The sequence below is a fragment of the Hymenobacter glaciei genome (assembly GCF_039539585.1).
Taxonomy (GTDB): domain Bacteria; phylum Bacteroidota; class Bacteroidia; order Cytophagales; family Hymenobacteraceae; genus Hymenobacter; species Hymenobacter glaciei.
On the sequence record NZ_BAABDK010000011.1, the window covers coordinates 103126 to 119749 of the forward strand.

The window sequence follows — 16624 nt, forward strand, 5'->3', positions numbered from 1 at the left end:
CAGTGTTCAATTTTCAGGCACCATTGCATTGTCTTTTTTCATCATGAAGCTGCCCTTGATGCTCCTGTTGCTGGCCACGGGCCTAAGCGAGGTGGGACTTAGCCCAACCCTGCCGCCAGCAACGCCGGAGCGTGGCGCGGGGGACCTGGCCACCGGCCGGGTTCCCCAAGCGACACCCCTCACCGACAGCACCGCCGAGAAGATGCTCGTGTTTCAGCGCAGCATCGGCGGCTGGCCCAAGGCGGTGGGCAGTAAGAAAGTCGACTATAAGCATTCGCTAAGCGCCGCTGAGCGCACCGCCACGCTGGCCGACAAAGGCCGGACCGACGCGACCGTCGACAACAACGCCACCACCCGCGAAATCGCCTACCTGGCCAAAGCCTACCAAACCACCAACAACGCCGCCTACCGCCAGGGCGCCGAAACCGGCATTCGCTACCTGCTGAAAATGCAGTACGCTAACGGCGGCTTTCCGCAGTATTACCCCGACTTCAGCAACTACCGTCACCAGATTACCTACAACGACAACGCCATGGTGCGGGTGCTGGAGGTGCTGCGCGCCGTGGGCCGCCAGCAGGCTCCCTATTCGGGCCTCGATGCGGGGCTAACTCCGCAGGCCCAGGCGGCGGTGGCGCGCGGCGTGCAATGCCTGTTGAAAACCCAGTACGTGCGCGGCGGCCACCCCACGGCCTGGTGCGCACAATACGATGAAAAGACCCTGCAACCAGCCAAAGCCCGCGCCTTCGAGTTGGCCTCGCTGAGCGGGGATGAATCGGTGGACATTGTACGCTTCCTCATGGGCATCGAGCAACCCTCGGCGGCCGAAAAAGCGGCCGTGGAGTGCGCTATTGACTGGTTTCAGAAAGTGAAGCTGAAGGACATGACCGTGCAGGAACTAACCGACCCGCAAACCCACAAGGTGCTAGACCGCAAGCTGATTGCCCAGCCCGGCGCCACCGTGTGGGCCCGGTTTTACGAGCTGAATACCGACCGGCCCATTTTCGTGGGCCGCGACAGCCAGGTGCATTATCAGTTGGCTGATATCGAAACCGAGCGCCGTGCCGGCTACCTCTACGCAGGTACCTGGCCCGAAAAGCTGCTCACCAAAGAATTCCCCGCCTGGCAGAAACGCGTGAGTGCGGCTCGCAAATAGCCCCGCGCCTCGTTTCGCCTCGCCCCAAACGCTATTACAGTTCCAGCTCCGATGGACACGCTAACTACATCTTTGGCCCTGAACTCACCCGCCGGCCCCGTGGCCTGGCCCGCGCCCGGCCTGTTCGAGCTGCCCGAAAAGGTGCTGCAGTTCGGCACCGGCGTGCTGCTGCGCGGCCTGCCCGATTTTCAGATTGACCAGGCCAACCGCCGGGGCGTCTTCAACGGCCGTATTGTGGTGGTGAAGAGCACCAACGGCGGCGACGCCACCGCCTTCGAGCGCCAGAACAACCTGTACACGGTGTGCGTGCGCGGCGTCGATGACGGCCAGCCGGTGGAGGAAAATGTGGTGTGCGCCAGCATCAGCCGCGTGCTCTCGGCCCAAAGCCAGTGGGCCGATGTGCTGCAGGTAGCCGCCAGCCCCGAGTTGCAAGTGGTGATTTCGAACACCACCGAAGTCGGCATTCAACTCGTTACCGAAGATATCCAGCTGATGCCGCCGGCCTCGTTTCCGGGCAAGCTACTGGCTGTGCTGTACACCCGCTTCCAAGCTTTTGACGGCGATGTGAACAAGGGCCTCGTCATCGTGCCCACTGAGTTGATTCCGGACAACGGTCGCAAGCTCGAAGGCATTGTGCTGGAGCTGGCTCACCGCAACGAGTTGGGCTCCGAGTTCATCGACTGGCTCGAAACGGCCAACCATTTCTGCAATACGCTGGTCGACCGCATTGTACCCGGCCGCCCCGAGCCCGCCGCCTACGCGGCCCTGCAAGCCGAGCTGGGCTACCACGACGAGCTGCTGACCATGGCCGAAGCCTACGCGCTGTGGGCCATTGAAGGCGGCGACCACGTGCGCGAGGTGCTCTCGTTCCACTCGGTCGCGCCCGGTGTGGTCATCCGGCCCGACATTACCCTCTTCCGCGAGCTGAAGCTGCGGCTGCTCAACGGCACGCACACGCTCAGCTACGCGCTGGCACATTTAATGGGCTGCGCCACGGTGCGCGAGTCGCTCGAAAACGAGCACATGGCCCGCTTCATCCACAACTTAATGCTGGCTGATTTGCTGCCGGGCATCCCAGTTTCAGTGGATGAAAAAGTGGGCCAGCGCTTCGGCATGCAGGTGCTCGACCGCTTCCGCAACCCCTATCTGGAACACCGCTGGCTGGCCATTGCCATGCAGGGCACCGCCAAAATGCAGATGCGCAACGTGCCCACACTGCTACATTACTACCAGCAGCACCAAGCGGTGCCGCACTACGTGGCGCTGGGCTTCGCGGCCTACCTGCGCTTCATGCGCAACGTGGGTGGGCGGGGCGAGGCCAACGGCCAGTCCTACACCATTCAGGACGACCGCGCCGCTTACTTTGCCGACCTCTGGGCCCGCTTCACGCCCGACGAACTGGTGCCCGCCGCGCTGCACAACGCCGCCCTCTGGGGCCAGGACCTTTCGCGCCTGCCCGGCTTTGCCGCCAGCGTCACGTACTACCTGCAGCAGTTGCTGGGCGAAGGCGCGCCGGCCACGCTGGCCGCATTTTTCGCCCGTAAAACGGTAGCGGTGGGCGGTTGATTTATAAGAAAAGGAACGGTCATGCTGAGCGTAGCCGAAGCATCTCTACTGCTTCGTTGCTTCGATTGAATTACTTCTGCGGTAGGGATGCTTCGACTCCGCTCAGCATGACTAGCTGTTTTACCACTCATTACGCTATCTACTTAACTACCCTATCCCTGTGAAGCACCAAGTAGCCCGCATTCACCCCGCCGACAACGTGCTCGTGGCCCTGATGGACCTGCCTATCGGCACTGAAGTGCCTTGGGATAACGGGTTTGTCATCACCTCGGAAGCCATTCCGGCCAAGCACAAGCTCGCGCCGCTGGGCCTGAGCGTCGGCCAAGCCGTGACCATGTATGGCGTGCTGGTGGGCACTGCTCGCGAGGCCATTCGCCCCGGCGGCCGCCTCACTACGGCCAATATGCAGCACGCCACCAACTCCTACGACGAGCACGCCCAGCAGCGCGCCGCCTGGCAGGCTCCCGACGTAACCGCTTGGCAGGGCCGCACCTTTATGGGCTACCACCGGGCCGATGGCCGCGTGGGTACCGCCAACTATTGGCTGGTGATTCCGCTGGTGTTCTGCGAAAACCGCAACATCCAGGTGCTGCAGGAGGCGTTGATTACCGACCTCGGCTACGGCCGCCGCAAAAGTTACCAGCCCGAAACCCGCAAGCTGGTGGAGCTGATGCAGGCCGGTAAATCGGTGGAAGAAATTCTGAGCGCTGACCTCGAAGCCGCTTCAACTGCTGCCCGCCACACGCGCCCGTTCCCGAACGTGGATGGTATCCGTTTCCTCAGCCACGAGGGTGGCTGCGGCGGCATCCGCCAGGACGCCCAAACGCTGTGCGGCCTGCTGGCCGGCTACATCACGCATCCCAACGTGGCCGGCGCTACCGTGCTAAGTCTGGGCTGCCAGAACGCGCAAGCCAGCATGCTGCAGGAGGAAATCGCCAGGCGCGACCCCAACTTCAGCAAGCCCCTCTACATCCTCGACCAGCAAAAGCTCGGCACCGAGGAAACGCTCATCACCATCGCGCTGCGCCAGACGTTTGCGGGCTTGATGCTGGCTAACCAGGCCCGCCGCGAGCCCGCGCCCCTGAGTGCGTTGAACATTGGGTTGGAATGCGGTGGCTCCGACGGATTCTCCGGCATCTCGGCGAATCCAGCCTTGGGTCACGTTTCGGATATGCTGGTGGCGCTGGGCGGTTCGGTTATCCTGGCTGAATTCCCGGAGCTCTGCGGCGTAGAGCAGGAACTCGTGGACCGCAGCGTGGACCAGCAAACGGCCGAGCGGTTCAGCAGCCTGATGAAGGCCTACGGCGACTCGGCCGTGGCCGTGGGCTCGGGCTTCGACATGAACCCCTCGCCCGGCAACATCCGCGACGGCCTGATTACCGACGCCATGAAATCAGCCGGGGCGGCCCGCAAGGGTGGCTCTTCGCCCGTGGTGGCCGTGCTCGATTACCCCGAACTGGTAACCAAGCCCGGCCTTAACCTGCTCTGCACGCCCGGCAACGACGTGGAATCGACCACCGCCGAGGTAGGGTCGGGGGCCAACATCGTGCTCTTCACCACCGGCCTGGGCACGCCCACCGGTAACCCCATCGCGCCCGTCATCAAAGTAGCCAGCAACACGGCCTTGGCCCGCCGCATGCCCGACATCATCGATGTGAACACCGGAACGGTGATTGACGGCGAGGAAACCATTGAGCAGGCCGGCGAGCGCATTCTCGATTACGTCATCCGAGTGGCCAGCGGCGAGGAGGAAATCGCCGCCGTGCGCCACGACCAGACTGACTTTATCCCGTGGAAGCGCGGGGTGAGCCTGTAGTGGGGGAGATGAAGTCGTCTGTCATCCTAAGCGGAGCGAAGGACCTTATCACCGCAGAAAGAGCCTTTTTAACAATGATTCACTTGACCAATTGCTCCGCTGACGAGACAAGGTCCTTCGCTCCGCTCAGGATGACAGACGACTTCATTTCCCGCCACCTACCGCAACCGTTTCCGCCGAGCTACCGCAACCGTTTACGTAAATAAACCCCGCCCAAAACCCATTTCTGATAACCTTGCGGGCAGTTTTCACCGCTACCTTCGGCGGCTCGGCGGCCCTTATTCTAGTCGATTTTTCGCCTCGTCATCGCATTACTTATGAAGCCATTTCTGTCCGACGACTTTCTGCTGCAAACCGCCACGGCCAGCACGCTCTACCACGAGTATGCGAAGCAGATGCCCATTATCGACTACCACAACCACCTGCTGCCCGACCAGATTGCCGAGGACAAACAGTTCGAGAACCTCACCCAAATATGGCTCTACGGCGACCATTACAAGTGGCGCGCCATGCGGGCCAACGGTGTGCCCGAGCGCTACATCACCGGCGATGCGTCGGACTGGGAGAAGTTTGAGAAATGGGCCGAAACCGTGCCCTACACCCTGCGCAACCCCCTCTACCACTGGACGCACCTGGAGCTGCGCCGCTACTTCGGCATCACCGAGCTGCTGAACAAGGACAGCGCGCGCCGCATCTACGACGAGTGCAGCGCCAAACTACAAACCCCCGAATACTCGGTGCGCAACCTGCTGAAGATGATACAGGTGGAAACCCTCTGCACCACCGACGACCCAGCCGACTTGCTCGCACACCACCAAGCCATTGCAGCTTCGGGCTTTGGAATTAATGTGCTGCCCACCTTCCGCGCCGACAAGGCCATGGCCGTGGATGACGCCGCCAGCTACAACGCCTACCTCGATAAGCTGGGCGCGGTGGCCGAAGTGGAAATCCGCACGCTGGCTGACCTGGAAACGGCCCTACGCCGCCGCCACGACTTCTTTGCCAGCCTCGGCTGCCGCTTGTCCGACCACGGGTTGGAGCAGATTTACGCCGCATCCTACACGCCCGCTGAAGTAGCAGCCAGCTTCGCTAAAATCCGCGGTGGCCAGGAGTTAACGGCGACTGAAAACACGCAGCTGAAATCCGCCCTGTTGGTACTGCTGGCCGAAATGGACTGGGAAAAGGGCTGGACCCAGCAGTACCACCTCGGCGCGCTGCGCAACAACAACTCGCGCATGCTCCGCGAGTTGGGGCCGGATACGGGCTGGGACTCGATTGGCGACTTCTCGCAGGGCCGCGCGCTGTCGGCCTTCCTCGACCGGCTCGACGGGCAGAACAAGCTCGCCAAAACCATCATTTATAACCTGAACCCGGCCGACAACGAGCTCATCGCCACGATGATTGGCAACTTCAACGACGGCTCGGTAGCGGGTAAGGTGCAGTTCGGCTCCGGCTGGTGGTTCCTTGACCAGAAGGATGGCATGGAAAAGCAAATCAACGCCCTGAGCAACATGGGCCTGCTCTCGCGCTTTGTGGGTATGCTCACCGATTCGCGCAGTTTTCTCTCGTACCCGCGCCACGAGTATTTCCGGCGCGTGCTCTGCAATCTGCTGGGCAACGACGTGGAAAACGGCGAGCTGCCCACCGACATGGAATTGCTCGGCGGCATGGTACAGAATATCTGCTACGGCAATGCCAAGGCCTATTTTGGCTTCGGCAAGGTGCCGGCTGCCGCAGCCTTAACCGTATAGTTAACGATAAAAGCACGTCATGCTGAGCGTAGCCGAAGCATCTCGCGTGTGGTAGTAACTCAATTGTTGAACGATGCGAGCAAGATGCTTCGGCTGTGCTCAGCATGACGTTCTTCTAAGTCCCAAAAATCATGAAGCAAGTTGTTACGTTCGGCGAAATCATGATGCGGCTGTCGCCGCCGTTGAACTACCGGTTCGCGCAGGCCAGCGGCTTCGAAATCACCTACGGCGGCGGCGATGCCAACGTGGGGGCTTCGCTGGCTGGGCTGGGCGTGCCCGCCGCGCACGTTACCTGCTTCCCCAGTAACGACCTGGGCCACGCCGCTGCCCAACAGTTTCGCGCGCTGGGCGTGACCATGGACGCGACCGTGTACGAAGGCGACCGCCTCGGTCTGTATTTCCTGGAAGTGGGAGCGGGGATGCGCCCCAGCAAAGTGGTGTACGACCGCGCCAACTCAGCCTTCGCGAACCTCGACCCGGCCAAATTCAACTGGGATGAAATCCTGAAAGATGCCGGCTGGCTGCACTGGACGGGCATCACGCCGGCTATTTCGGCGAGCACCGCCGAGGCCACGCGCCAGGCCATTGCCGCTGCGCGCCGCCTGGGCCTCACCGTGTCGGCCGACGTGAACTACCGCCGCAACCTGTGGCAATACGGCCAGTCGGCCCAACGCGTGATGAGCGAGCTGGTGCAGGGCTGCGACGTGGTGGTGTGTTCCGAAAACGACGCCGAAGACCTGTTCGGCATCGTACCCGAGCCGGGTAAAGACAACAAATTCGTGTCCGTGGCCCGGCAGGTAATGGCGCGCTTTCCGCAAATCAAGCAGGTCATCACCACCCGCCGCAACACCCACAGTGCGTCGCACAACGGCCTGAAAGGCATCTACTACGACGGCCAGCAGTTCCTCGAAACCGTCACCCACGAAATCAATCCCATTGTCGACCGCATTGGTGGGGGCGATGCCTTCATGGCGGGTTTCATCTACGGCTCGCTGGCTTACGAGCACCCGCAGCAGGCCCTCAATTTTGGCGTGGCCGCCTCGGCGCTCAAGCACACCATCCACGGCGACATCAACCTAGTAACCGTGGCCGAGGTGGAGGAAATCATGAAAGGCAACACCAGCGGCCGGTTGGTACGCTGAGTTGAATTAGTTTGGAAAGAACGTCATGCTGAGCTTGTCGAAGCATCTCTACCGCAACAGTAAGCCAGTCGCTGCAACGAAGCGGTAGAGATGCTTCGACAAGCTCAGCATGACGTTCTAATTTGAAGTCGATAATCCCAAATATGTCCCGCCACACTCCTTCCGCAACCCTTGCCGCGCTGCTGCGCTACCCCGTGGTGCCGGTGTTTTACCACGCCGATGCGGCCTACGCGCAGCGCATTGTGCAAGCCTGTTACACGGGCGGCATCCGCGTGTTTGAGTTCGTGAACCGGGGCGAGCAGGCATTGAATGTGTTCGCGCAGCTCCAGGATTTTGTGGCCGCGCAGTGCCCGGATATGATGCTGGGCATCGGCACGATTTACAAAACCGCCGAAGCCGAGCAGTTTATTGCTGCCGGCGCCGAATTTGTGGTGCAGCCGCTGGCTACCGCCGAGGTAGCCGAAGTGTGCCACCGCCACAACATTCCCTGGCTGCCGGGCGCCCTCACGCCCACCGAGATTTATAACGCCAGCGAGCTGGGCGCGGCCGTGGTCAAAATCTTCCCCGGCAATCTGGTCGGCCCCGACTACGTGAAAGCCCTGCGCGGCCCCATGCCCCACATTAAACTCATGATAACGGGCGGTGTGGAGCCCACCCACGAAAGCGTTTCGGCCTGGTTTGGCGCGGGCGTGAATGCCGTGGGCATGGGCTCGCAGCTGTTTAAGAATGCCGATAATACTGAAGCCCTGGCCGCCCGCATTGGCGAGCTGATGCGCTTTGTGAGTGAACTGAAAAAATAAGAACGTCATGCAGAGCGCAGCGAAGCATCTTGCCAGCGCCAGTAATTCAATCTCTGAAGCGCAATTGATTAGTTACCCGTGGCAAGATGCTTCGCTGCGCTCTGCATGATGTTCCGACAATCTTCTGCCCTTCGAACACCCGCCCTTTAAAACCACCCACCCGATGACCCCACTTGCCACCCAACCCCCGCCCGCTTCGCCGCTCGCTGCGGCCAACGCCGTGATGGGACGCTTTCGCTGGACCATCTGCGCGCTGGTGTTTTTCGCCACCACGATTAATTACCTCGACCGGGCCGTTATCTCGCTGCTGAAGCCGTATCTGGAAACAGAGTTTCGGTGGAACTCGGACGATTACGCCAACATCGAAATCGCCTTCAAGCTGGCCTACGCTGTGGGCATGGTGGGGGCGGGGCGCATCATCGACAAGCTGGGCACCAAGCTGGGCTATGCCCTCTCCACGGCGCTGTGGAGCCTGGCGGCCATGGGCCACGCGCTGGTGGGCAGCACGTTTGGCTTCGGTATTGCGCGGGGATTTTTGGGCATTACCGAGGCTGGCAACTTCCCGGCGGCCATCAAAACCACGGCCGAGTGGTTTCCGCAGCGCGAGCGGGCGCTGGCCACGGGCATTTTCAACTCGGGTTCTAACGTGGGGGCCATTGTGGCTCCCCTCACGGTGCCGCTCATTGCCGAAACCATTGGCTGGAAGTGGGCTTTTCTCATCACGGGGGCATTAGGATTCATCTGGCTGGTGCTCTGGATGGTCTATTACGAAACCCCTGCCAAACATGCCCGCCTGAGCAAGGCTGAATTCGACTACATCAACGCCGATATTCCCGTAGGCCTACCCGCCGAAGGTGTGACGGAGGAAAAGCCCAAGGCCTCTTGGGCCACGTTGCTCGGGTTCAAACAAACCTGGGCCTTTGTGATTGGCAAGTTCCTCACCGACCCGGTGTGGTGGTTTTACCTGTTCTGGTTGCCCGACTTCCTGGGCAAGCAATACAACCTCAAGGGCACGGCCATTGCGCTGCCAGTAGCAGCTGTGTACATTTTGTCGAGCATCGGCAGCGTGGGCGGCGGCTACTTGCCGTTGGGCTTTATTAAGCGGGGTATGCCAGCGTTTCAGGCCCGCAAGCGCGCCATGCTCATCATTGCCTGCTGCGTGTTCCCGATAGTGTTTGCGCAGTGGCTGGGGCAACTGAATATGTGGCTGGCGGTGCTGGTCATCGGCATTGCGGCGGCGGCCCACCAAGCCTGGAGCGCCAATATTTTCACTACCGTGTCGGACATGTTTCCAAAGCGGGCGGTGGGCTCGGTCACGGGCATTGGCGGCATGGCCGGCGGGCTGGGCGGCATTGCTCTCACGGCCCTGGTGCAGAAGGGCTTATTCCGGCACTACGAGAGCATCGGGCAAATTCAAAAAGCCTATTACATCATGTTCTTCATCTGCGGCGCGGCGTATTTACTGGCTTGGGTACTGATGTTCACGCTCGTGCCGCGCATGGAGCCCATCAAGCTCGACGGCGAAGAGTAGCCATGGCTGCCGCGCGGTTGAATAGCTCTTTGTTAGAAAATGTTTTCGCCAGGAGTCGCCGGATGTAGAGACGCATACTGGCGTCTCGTCGCTAGCTCTGCTGGCTTTCGGTTTAGCGGAATTGTTCAAACTACCCCAGCGATGAGACGCCAGTATGCGTCTCTACATCCGTCGTCGATTCTTAAATAACTTATCTGTTTAGATGTGCCTAGTATGAAACACCTGCTGCTTTTTGCCGCGCTGCTGCTCTTTGGCTGCGCTGCCTCCCGTGCTCAAAACTCCCCCGCCAAACCCATGACTGCTGCCGAAAAACAAGTGGAAGCCCTGGAGCGTCAGCGCTTCGTCGCCCAGGTGAGCAAGGACTACGCCTTCCTGGAAAAGGCCTTCGCTGATGACCTCATTTACACGCACTCCAACGGCAAGCAGAACAACAAAACGGAGTACCTGCAAAGCATTCGCGACGGCAAAAGCCAGTACGATAAAATCGACGTGGAAACCCTGACCGTACGGGCTTACAACGATGGCAAAACGGCCGTCGTGAACGGTACCATCCTCATCACCCTGCCCCCCAAGGATGGGCAGCCCAATCTGGCCCACCTCAAGTATGTAGTGGTGCAGGTGAAAGACAAGAAGAAAGGCTGGCAGGTAGTGCTCTGGCAGTCGCAAAAACAGACTTCGTAGTTTGTCGTTGAACGTCATGCAGAGCGCAGCTCTGCATGACGTTCTGATTTCTTCCAAATTCCCACCCCACCCATGACGCCCACCACCGAAAACGCCTTGGCCACCCCTGTCGGCATCACGCTCGAGCGCTACATCAAGCGCAAGCAGAGCGAGTTTGCCTACGCCACCGGCGAGCTGAGCCAACTGTTGCGCGACCTTGCCCTGGCTGGCAAAATCGTGAACCGCGAGGTGAACCGCGCTGGCCTGTCGCGCATTACCGGCGCGATGGGGGAGAAGAACGTGCAGGGCGAGCACCAGCAGCGCCTCGACGTGGAAGCCAACATCCGCTTCGTGCGCGCCCTTACCAACGGCGGCGAGGCCTGCGCCGTGCTCTCGGAAGAGGACGAGCACATCATTCAGACCGGCAACGTGTTCGGCAAGTACGTGGTGGCCATCGACCCGCTCGATGGTTCGAGCAACATCGACGTGAACGTGAGCATCGGCACCATCTTCAGCATCTACCGGCGGGTGTCGCGGGTGGGCGGCCCGGCCCGGCAGGAGGACTTTTTGCAGGGCGGCCGGGCGCAGGTGGCGGCGGGCTATATTCTGTACGGTTCCAGCACCATGCTCGTGTACACCACCGGGCACGGCGTGGCGGGCTTCACCTACGAGAACTCGCTGGGTGAATTTTTTCTCTCGCACCCCGATATCAAAATCCCCCGTCAGGGCCCCGTATTCAGCTGCAACGAGGGAAACTGGTTTGATTATCCGGAATTCGTACGCACCTTTTTGATGACTTGCAAGGAGCGCCGCCTCACGGCCCGCTACGTGGGCTCGCTGGTGGCCGACTACCACCGCAACCTGTTCACGGGCGGCATCTATTTATACCCGCCCACCACCGACAAGCCCACCGGCAAGCTGCGTTTGTTGTACGAGGGTTACCCGCTGGCTTTCATCATCGAGCAGGCGGGCGGCATGGCCGTAACCGGGGCCGACGTGGTGCTCGATGTGCAGCCAACCACCGACCTGCACCAACGCGCCCCGCTCTTCGTAGGCTCGGCCGAGCTGGTGGTGGAGCTACAGGCCGTAGCAGCCCAATAACGCCATGAGCCCGGGGGTAAAAACGCGGCTGAAGCTGCTGCCAATGCTACTATTGCTGGCCGTGGCAGTTCTGCCGGCTCGGGCCCAGCCAGCCAGTACCGGCGTGCTCGACTGGAAGGCCAACACTACCCTCGCCAGCTACCTCACGCAGCAACTGCACGCGCAGTATGCCGGCCGTGCCGCCGAACTTACCCGCGCTGCCCAGTCGGCTGCCGGGGCGGCGGCTTACCACGACAGCGTGCGGGCCCGTTGCCGCCGGGTGCTGGGGCCGCTGCCGGCTCGCACGCCACTCCAGGCGCAGGTGGTGGGCCAGCTGGCCCGGCCGGGCTTTCGCATCGAGAAAATTATTTACGAAAGCACGCCACACCACCACGTCACGGCAAATTTGTACGTGCCCGACGGCCCCGGCCGCTGGCCCACGGTGCTGTTCCCCTGCGGCCACGAAAACGAGGCCAAAGCCACGGTGAGCTACCAGCAAACCGCCATGCTGTTCGCCACGCACGGTTTCGCAGTGCTGGTGCCCGACCCCGTTTCGCAGGGCGAGCGCCTGCAGCTGACCGACGCCGCTGGCAAGCCCCTCGCCCGGGGTGGCACCACCGAACATACTTTGCTGAATGCGCAGGCCGCACTGGTGGGCTGCAGTTTGCCTGCCGCCGAGCTCTGGGATAATATTCGGGGGCTTGATTATCTGGCCACCCGCCCCGACGTGGACACCGCCCGCTTCGGCTGCCTCGGCAACTCGGGCGGGGCTACCCAAACCGCCTACCTGCTGGCCTCGGAGCCGCGCCTGAAAGTGGCGGCCCTGTGCAGCTACGTAGCGGCCGGCGAGCGCAACCTCGAGCTCACCGGCCCCGCCGACGGCTGCGTGATGCTGCCCAACGCCGGCCGCCTCGGCCTCGATATCGCCGACTGGCCCATTGCTTTCGCGCCCAAGCCGCTGCTATTGTTGGCCGGCCGCTACGATTTCGTCGATTACACCAGCATCGAAACCGCGCACGCCGAAATCGGCTGCGTGTACCAGGCGCTGGGCCAGCCCCAATGGCACGACCTATTCACGGTGGATGACGGCCACGGCATCTCAAAACCGAAGCGCGAAGCCGCCGTTGCTTTCTTTTTGCGCTGGCTCAAAGGGGAAGTTCCGGCCGGACCCATTACGGAAGGCCTGCTGCCTATATCCACCGCCCGCGAGTTGCAGTGCACCGCTACCGGGCAAGTGAATACCCGTTTTGCGGATGAAGTCAACCTTGCTGCGTTTTATCAGGCCGAAGCGCAGCGGTTAGCCACCAGCCGCCCCACGCTCAACGCCCACAACCTAAGCAAGCGAATTGTGGGCGTGGTGGAGGATAGAGCAATGCGCGATTTATTCGATGGTAAAAACAACAAAACGCTTCCACACTTCGAAGCTGAGTTGCGCGACACGCTACGCCGAGGCGGCCTGCTGTTTCGCAAGCTCATCGTGCTTCGCGACCAGTTTCCGCCGCTGCCAGTGTTGCGGCTCGATGCCCCCACTGCCCGCAAAACCGGCCGCGTGCTCATCTGCTTTTCCGATGCGGGCAAAGCAGCCCTGGCCGATAGTACGGCTTGGCTACGCAGTCAGCTGAAGCACTACGATGTGGTGCTGCTGGCCGACTTGCGCGGCCAGGGCGAAACCGCTGACCCTGCGGCTGCCCTCGACCCCAAGTACTACAACCGGGAGTACCGCCCGGCCCTGGTAAGTCTGCATTTGGGCCAACCGCTCCTTTACCAACGCGTTGCCGATGCCATGCAATTGGCGCGTTATGCGTCCGATACAACACCAGGCAACCGATTCATCGACTTGTATGCAAGCGGAACATCAGCAGAATTGGTGGCGTTGCACGTTGCCGCCTGCACGCCCCGGGTTGCGCGGGTGCGGGTGCGGTCTCTGCCGCCATCTTGGCTCGAAATGCTGGCTCAGCCCACAGTCCACGACGTCTACTCGAATGCGGTACCCGGGGTGCTGCTGCACTACGACGTACCTGAGTTGGTGCACATGTTGGGGGTGCGTATCAGAAGAATGTAATTACTTATTTATATAATAAAAAATCAATTATGCTTTTGAGCTGTGCAATGAAATATTGATTAAGTTATTTAATTAACTACCTGATAATCTAAGTGAAAAAGAAGTTGAATTTGCGAGAGCCATTCCTTATTTTTGTGTCAACTACTTGAAATAGTTTAAAATAATTTTAAGTAGTCCTTCATAGGTAGGAAGGGTCTGCTACCTGCATTATCACTTTTTCCAACCCTGTTAGTTATGAAGAACCTATTAACAATTGCTGGCTGCTGCCTCATGAGTGCGGCAGCTTTTGCTTCAACCACTCTACCGAGCAAGCCCAGCGGCAAGGAGCAAGCCGCTACCGCAGCGGCGAACAACCCCAAGGCTTCGCACGATGCGGTGCTCATCTGCCACAAAGGCCAGGAAATCACCGTTGATTCTCACGCAGTACCGGCCCATCTGGCTCACGGCGACCAGGTAGGCTCTTGCAACCCCACGCCTCCTGGCGACTTCGAACCTAAGTAGGCTGTCGAAGCAGGTAGTCTGCTACAGAATAGAGCTCCCACTGCGGGTTGACTTGTTAGCTGCTAACCAATACTCGCATTAAGGTAAAGCCCCGGTTGCACGGTTGCAGCCGGGGCTTTTGTATTATGAACCAGGGACGAAAGCAGCGATTACACAGGCCAATGTCTCCGCCGGCTGCTATCTTTCGGTACTGAAAACTTCCCGACTGTCCGCAGCCGCAATGTTGCCTCCCACGTCTCGCCCGGCTCCCCCCGCCGACCTGTGGGCCCGCCTCGAAGCCTTCGACCTCGATGCCACCGGGGCCGCCCTCCCGTTTTCGCAGCGCCTGGCCCGCGACAACGGCTGGAGCCCCGCCTTTGCCCGCCGTGTGGTGCTTGAGTACAAGCGCTTTGTATACCTCGCCGCCACCTGCGCCCACCCCGTTACGCCCTCCGACGAAGTAGACCAGGCCTGGCACCTGCACCTGGTGTACACCCGCTCGTATTGGGACGAGTTGTGCGCACAGGTGCTGGGGTTCGCCCTGCACCACGGCCCCACGCGCGGCGGCGCTGCCGAGGGGCAGAAGTTTGGCGACTGGTATGCCCGCACCCTGCAATCGTACCAAGCGGCTTTCGATGAGCTGCCGCCCGCCGATATCTGGCCCGCCGCCGCACAACGCTTTGGGGACGCGCCCTATTTCCAGCGCATAAACCTGCGGCGGCACTGGCTGCTGCCACGCCTGCGTTGGCCTTGGGGGCGCCCAGGCCGGCGCGAAGCTCTGGTGGTAGCAGGCTCGCTGATATTGCTGGGCTGCACGGCGCGCACCCCACTCAACCCGTTGAACTGGTATGGCTCGGAGTTTCTGGCCTTGTTTGCGGGGCTGTGCGTGGTGTTGCTGCCGCTTTCGCTGTGGGTACGCCGGCAGCTGGCCGGCCCGGCCGAGCCTTATTCCGGCCCGCCCCTGAGCACCTATGAAGTAGCCCGCCTGGCCGGCGACGGCCGCCGCGTAGCCGAAAGTGCCATCGCCGCGTTGGTCCACACCGGCTGCGTCGAGTTGGTGCCCGAGCGCCGTATCCGCCGCAAGGCCGCTGCGCCGCCCCTCGACGCCTACGAGCGAGCCGTTTGGAACCTGATAATTCCTGCGGGCTGGACCAACCTCGACAAACTGCGCGCCCAGGCCGCCAGCCCGGTTATTGGCGCGCTGCAAACCCTGGATACCACACTCGAAAACCGGGGGGTGTTGCTGCCAGCGGTCAAGCGGGGCCAACTAAACTGGCTTCCACAACTGGTTGGGCTAGGTCTGGGCCTATTGGGCGTCGCTAAAGTAGCCGTTGGGATAAGCCGCGGCCGGCCTGTTGGCTTTTTGATTTTGATGCTAATAGGGCTGGCGATTGCGTCCGTCTGGATTGCCCGCAATGCCGGGGCATGGGCCACGTGCCGGGGTATGCGCCTGTTGCGTGAATTGGCACCGGTGGTGCGCAAGGCCAGCAGCTTTCGGGAGGTATCGGGCGAAACGGTGGCGCTGGCAGTCGCGATTTTCGGCCTCGACGAATTGCCCGAGTTTGGGCATCACGACTTGCATACTGCCTTGCGCCCGCCGCCTGCCGATAGCGGGGGCGGCGATGGCGGCTCCGGAGGTTGTGGCAGCGGGGGCTGTGGTGGAGGCGGCTGCGGGGGCTGCGGTAGCTAACTCAAATCGGCCCGCTACCTTCGTCGCACCGAACCTGCTTCTCCGATAGGTGCAGCAGAGGCTGTGGTGGAAATAGGTTGTCTGGCTCCACTAAAGCAGTTTGCCCAACGCGGGCTTATGGATGCACTTATGAAAAAATCTACTCTATTAATAATTGTTGCAGTACTGGCAGCCGCAGCAGTGCTGGGCCGCCGCTGGTGGGTGAAATCGGACAGCGAAGTAGCAGCCCTGGCGGCCGGCCCCGCGCCCGCTGCTATCATCCTCGACTCAACCTCGGTGGTGCTCAGTGGCCGGGTAGGAGCGGGTGGCACCGAGCCGGTACTGGCCAAAAAGCCCGGTCGCATTCGCAACGTGTATTTCGATGAGGGCCAGTACGTGCGGCGTGGCACCGTCATCGCCAAACTAGCCGACTACAACTTCGTGACCGCGCCCCACGACGGTTTCCTGGGCAAGCGGCAGGTTGTAGTGGGCGAGTATGTGAAGCCAGGCACCGTGGTCACGAGTATTTCGCGGCGCGGTTACCTGTTGGTGCCCGTGGTAGCGTCCGCGGGCAGCCCCATACAGCCCGGCGACTCCGTACGCGTGTGGGCTACCAGCCGCCCTACCCGCGTGGTAACCGGCGTGGCTGCACTCGCTAGCGACACCACCGGTGGCGCAAACCTTGAAATCCGCTGCGCCTCGCGTGCCCCGCTGCATTTGGGTGAAGCCGCCAGTGTGCAGCTGAAACGTTGATTGTTCGTGCAGCAATAAGCTGATGTAAAAAGCCATTCTGCTTCGACAGGCGCAACAGAACGGCTTTTTTAATTACTCGGGAAAAAGGAACTGTCATGCTTCGCGCCGCGCTGCATGACGTGCTTGTACTTGGTTACTTTTGGATGAGTACTTAAAGACGT

Annotated in this window: 13 protein-coding genes; all 13 read left to right on the forward strand. The window is 61.1% G+C overall.

Annotated elements, in window-relative coordinates; genetic code table 11:
* Positions 1-43 precede the first annotated feature (43 nt).
* The 13 genes from pelA (at position 44) to ABD837_RS07225 (ending at position 16463) form a co-directional block, all read left to right on the forward strand.
* Entirely contained in the window at positions 44-1153 is a 1110-nt protein-coding gene (gene pelA, locus ABD837_RS07165; protein WP_345052170.1) for a pectate lyase, read from the forward strand.
* A gap of 51 nt (positions 1154-1204) precedes the next feature.
* Entirely contained in the window at positions 1205-2719 is a 1515-nt protein-coding gene (locus ABD837_RS07170) for a tagaturonate reductase (protein ID WP_345052172.1), read from the forward strand.
* Positions 2720-2879: 160 nt separating this feature from the next.
* A complete protein-coding gene (locus ABD837_RS07175) occupies positions 2880-4535 on the forward strand; it encodes a UxaA family hydrolase (RefSeq protein ID WP_345052175.1) in 1656 nt (551 codons plus the stop codon).
* 317 nt (positions 4536-4852) lie between these two features.
* A complete protein-coding gene (gene uxaC / locus ABD837_RS07180; RefSeq protein WP_345052179.1) occupies positions 4853-6286 on the forward strand; it encodes a glucuronate isomerase in 1434 nt (477 codons plus the stop codon).
* Positions 6287-6417: 131 nt separating this feature from the next.
* Positions 6418-7428: a PfkB family carbohydrate kinase gene (locus tag ABD837_RS07185; RefSeq protein ID WP_345052182.1), complete on the forward strand. Its 1011-nt coding sequence runs from the start codon at positions 6418-6420 to the stop codon at positions 7426-7428.
* Between the two features lie 143 nt (positions 7429-7571).
* Positions 7572-8228: a beta/alpha barrel domain-containing protein gene (locus tag ABD837_RS07190; RefSeq protein ID WP_345052184.1), complete on the forward strand. Its 657-nt coding sequence runs from the start codon at positions 7572-7574 to the stop codon at positions 8226-8228.
* Between the two features lie 163 nt (positions 8229-8391).
* Positions 8392-9759: an MFS transporter gene (locus tag ABD837_RS07195; RefSeq protein ID WP_345052186.1), complete on the forward strand. Its 1368-nt coding sequence runs from the start codon at positions 8392-8394 to the stop codon at positions 9757-9759.
* A 213-nt stretch (positions 9760-9972) separates the two neighbouring features.
* On the forward strand, positions 9973-10440 hold the full coding sequence (locus ABD837_RS07200; protein ID WP_345052189.1) for a nuclear transport factor 2 family protein: 468 nt from the start codon (positions 9973-9975) through the stop codon (positions 10438-10440).
* 72 nt (positions 10441-10512) lie between these two features.
* Complete coding sequence (gene fbp / locus ABD837_RS07205; RefSeq protein WP_345052192.1) at positions 10513-11520, forward strand: class 1 fructose-bisphosphatase; 1008 nt, start codon at positions 10513-10515, stop codon at positions 11518-11520.
* Between the two features lie 43 nt (positions 11521-11563).
* Positions 11564-13561 (forward strand): alpha/beta hydrolase family protein, encoded by a 1998-nt coding sequence (locus ABD837_RS07210; RefSeq protein WP_345052194.1) that lies wholly within the window; start codon positions 11564-11566, stop codon positions 13559-13561.
* 234 nt (positions 13562-13795) lie between these two features.
* Positions 13796-14062 (forward strand): hypothetical protein, encoded by a 267-nt coding sequence (locus ABD837_RS07215; RefSeq protein WP_345052197.1) that lies wholly within the window; start codon positions 13796-13798, stop codon positions 14060-14062.
* A gap of 220 nt (positions 14063-14282) precedes the next feature.
* A complete protein-coding gene (locus ABD837_RS07220) occupies positions 14283-15731 on the forward strand; it encodes a TIGR04222 domain-containing membrane protein (RefSeq protein WP_345052200.1) in 1449 nt (482 codons plus the stop codon).
* 129 nt (positions 15732-15860) lie between these two features.
* Positions 15861-16463 carry an efflux RND transporter periplasmic adaptor subunit gene (locus ABD837_RS07225; RefSeq protein WP_345052202.1) on the forward strand — a complete coding sequence of 201 codons (603 nt, stop codon included), beginning with the start codon at positions 15861-15863 and terminating at the stop codon, positions 16461-16463.
* Positions 16464-16624 lie beyond the last annotated feature (161 nt).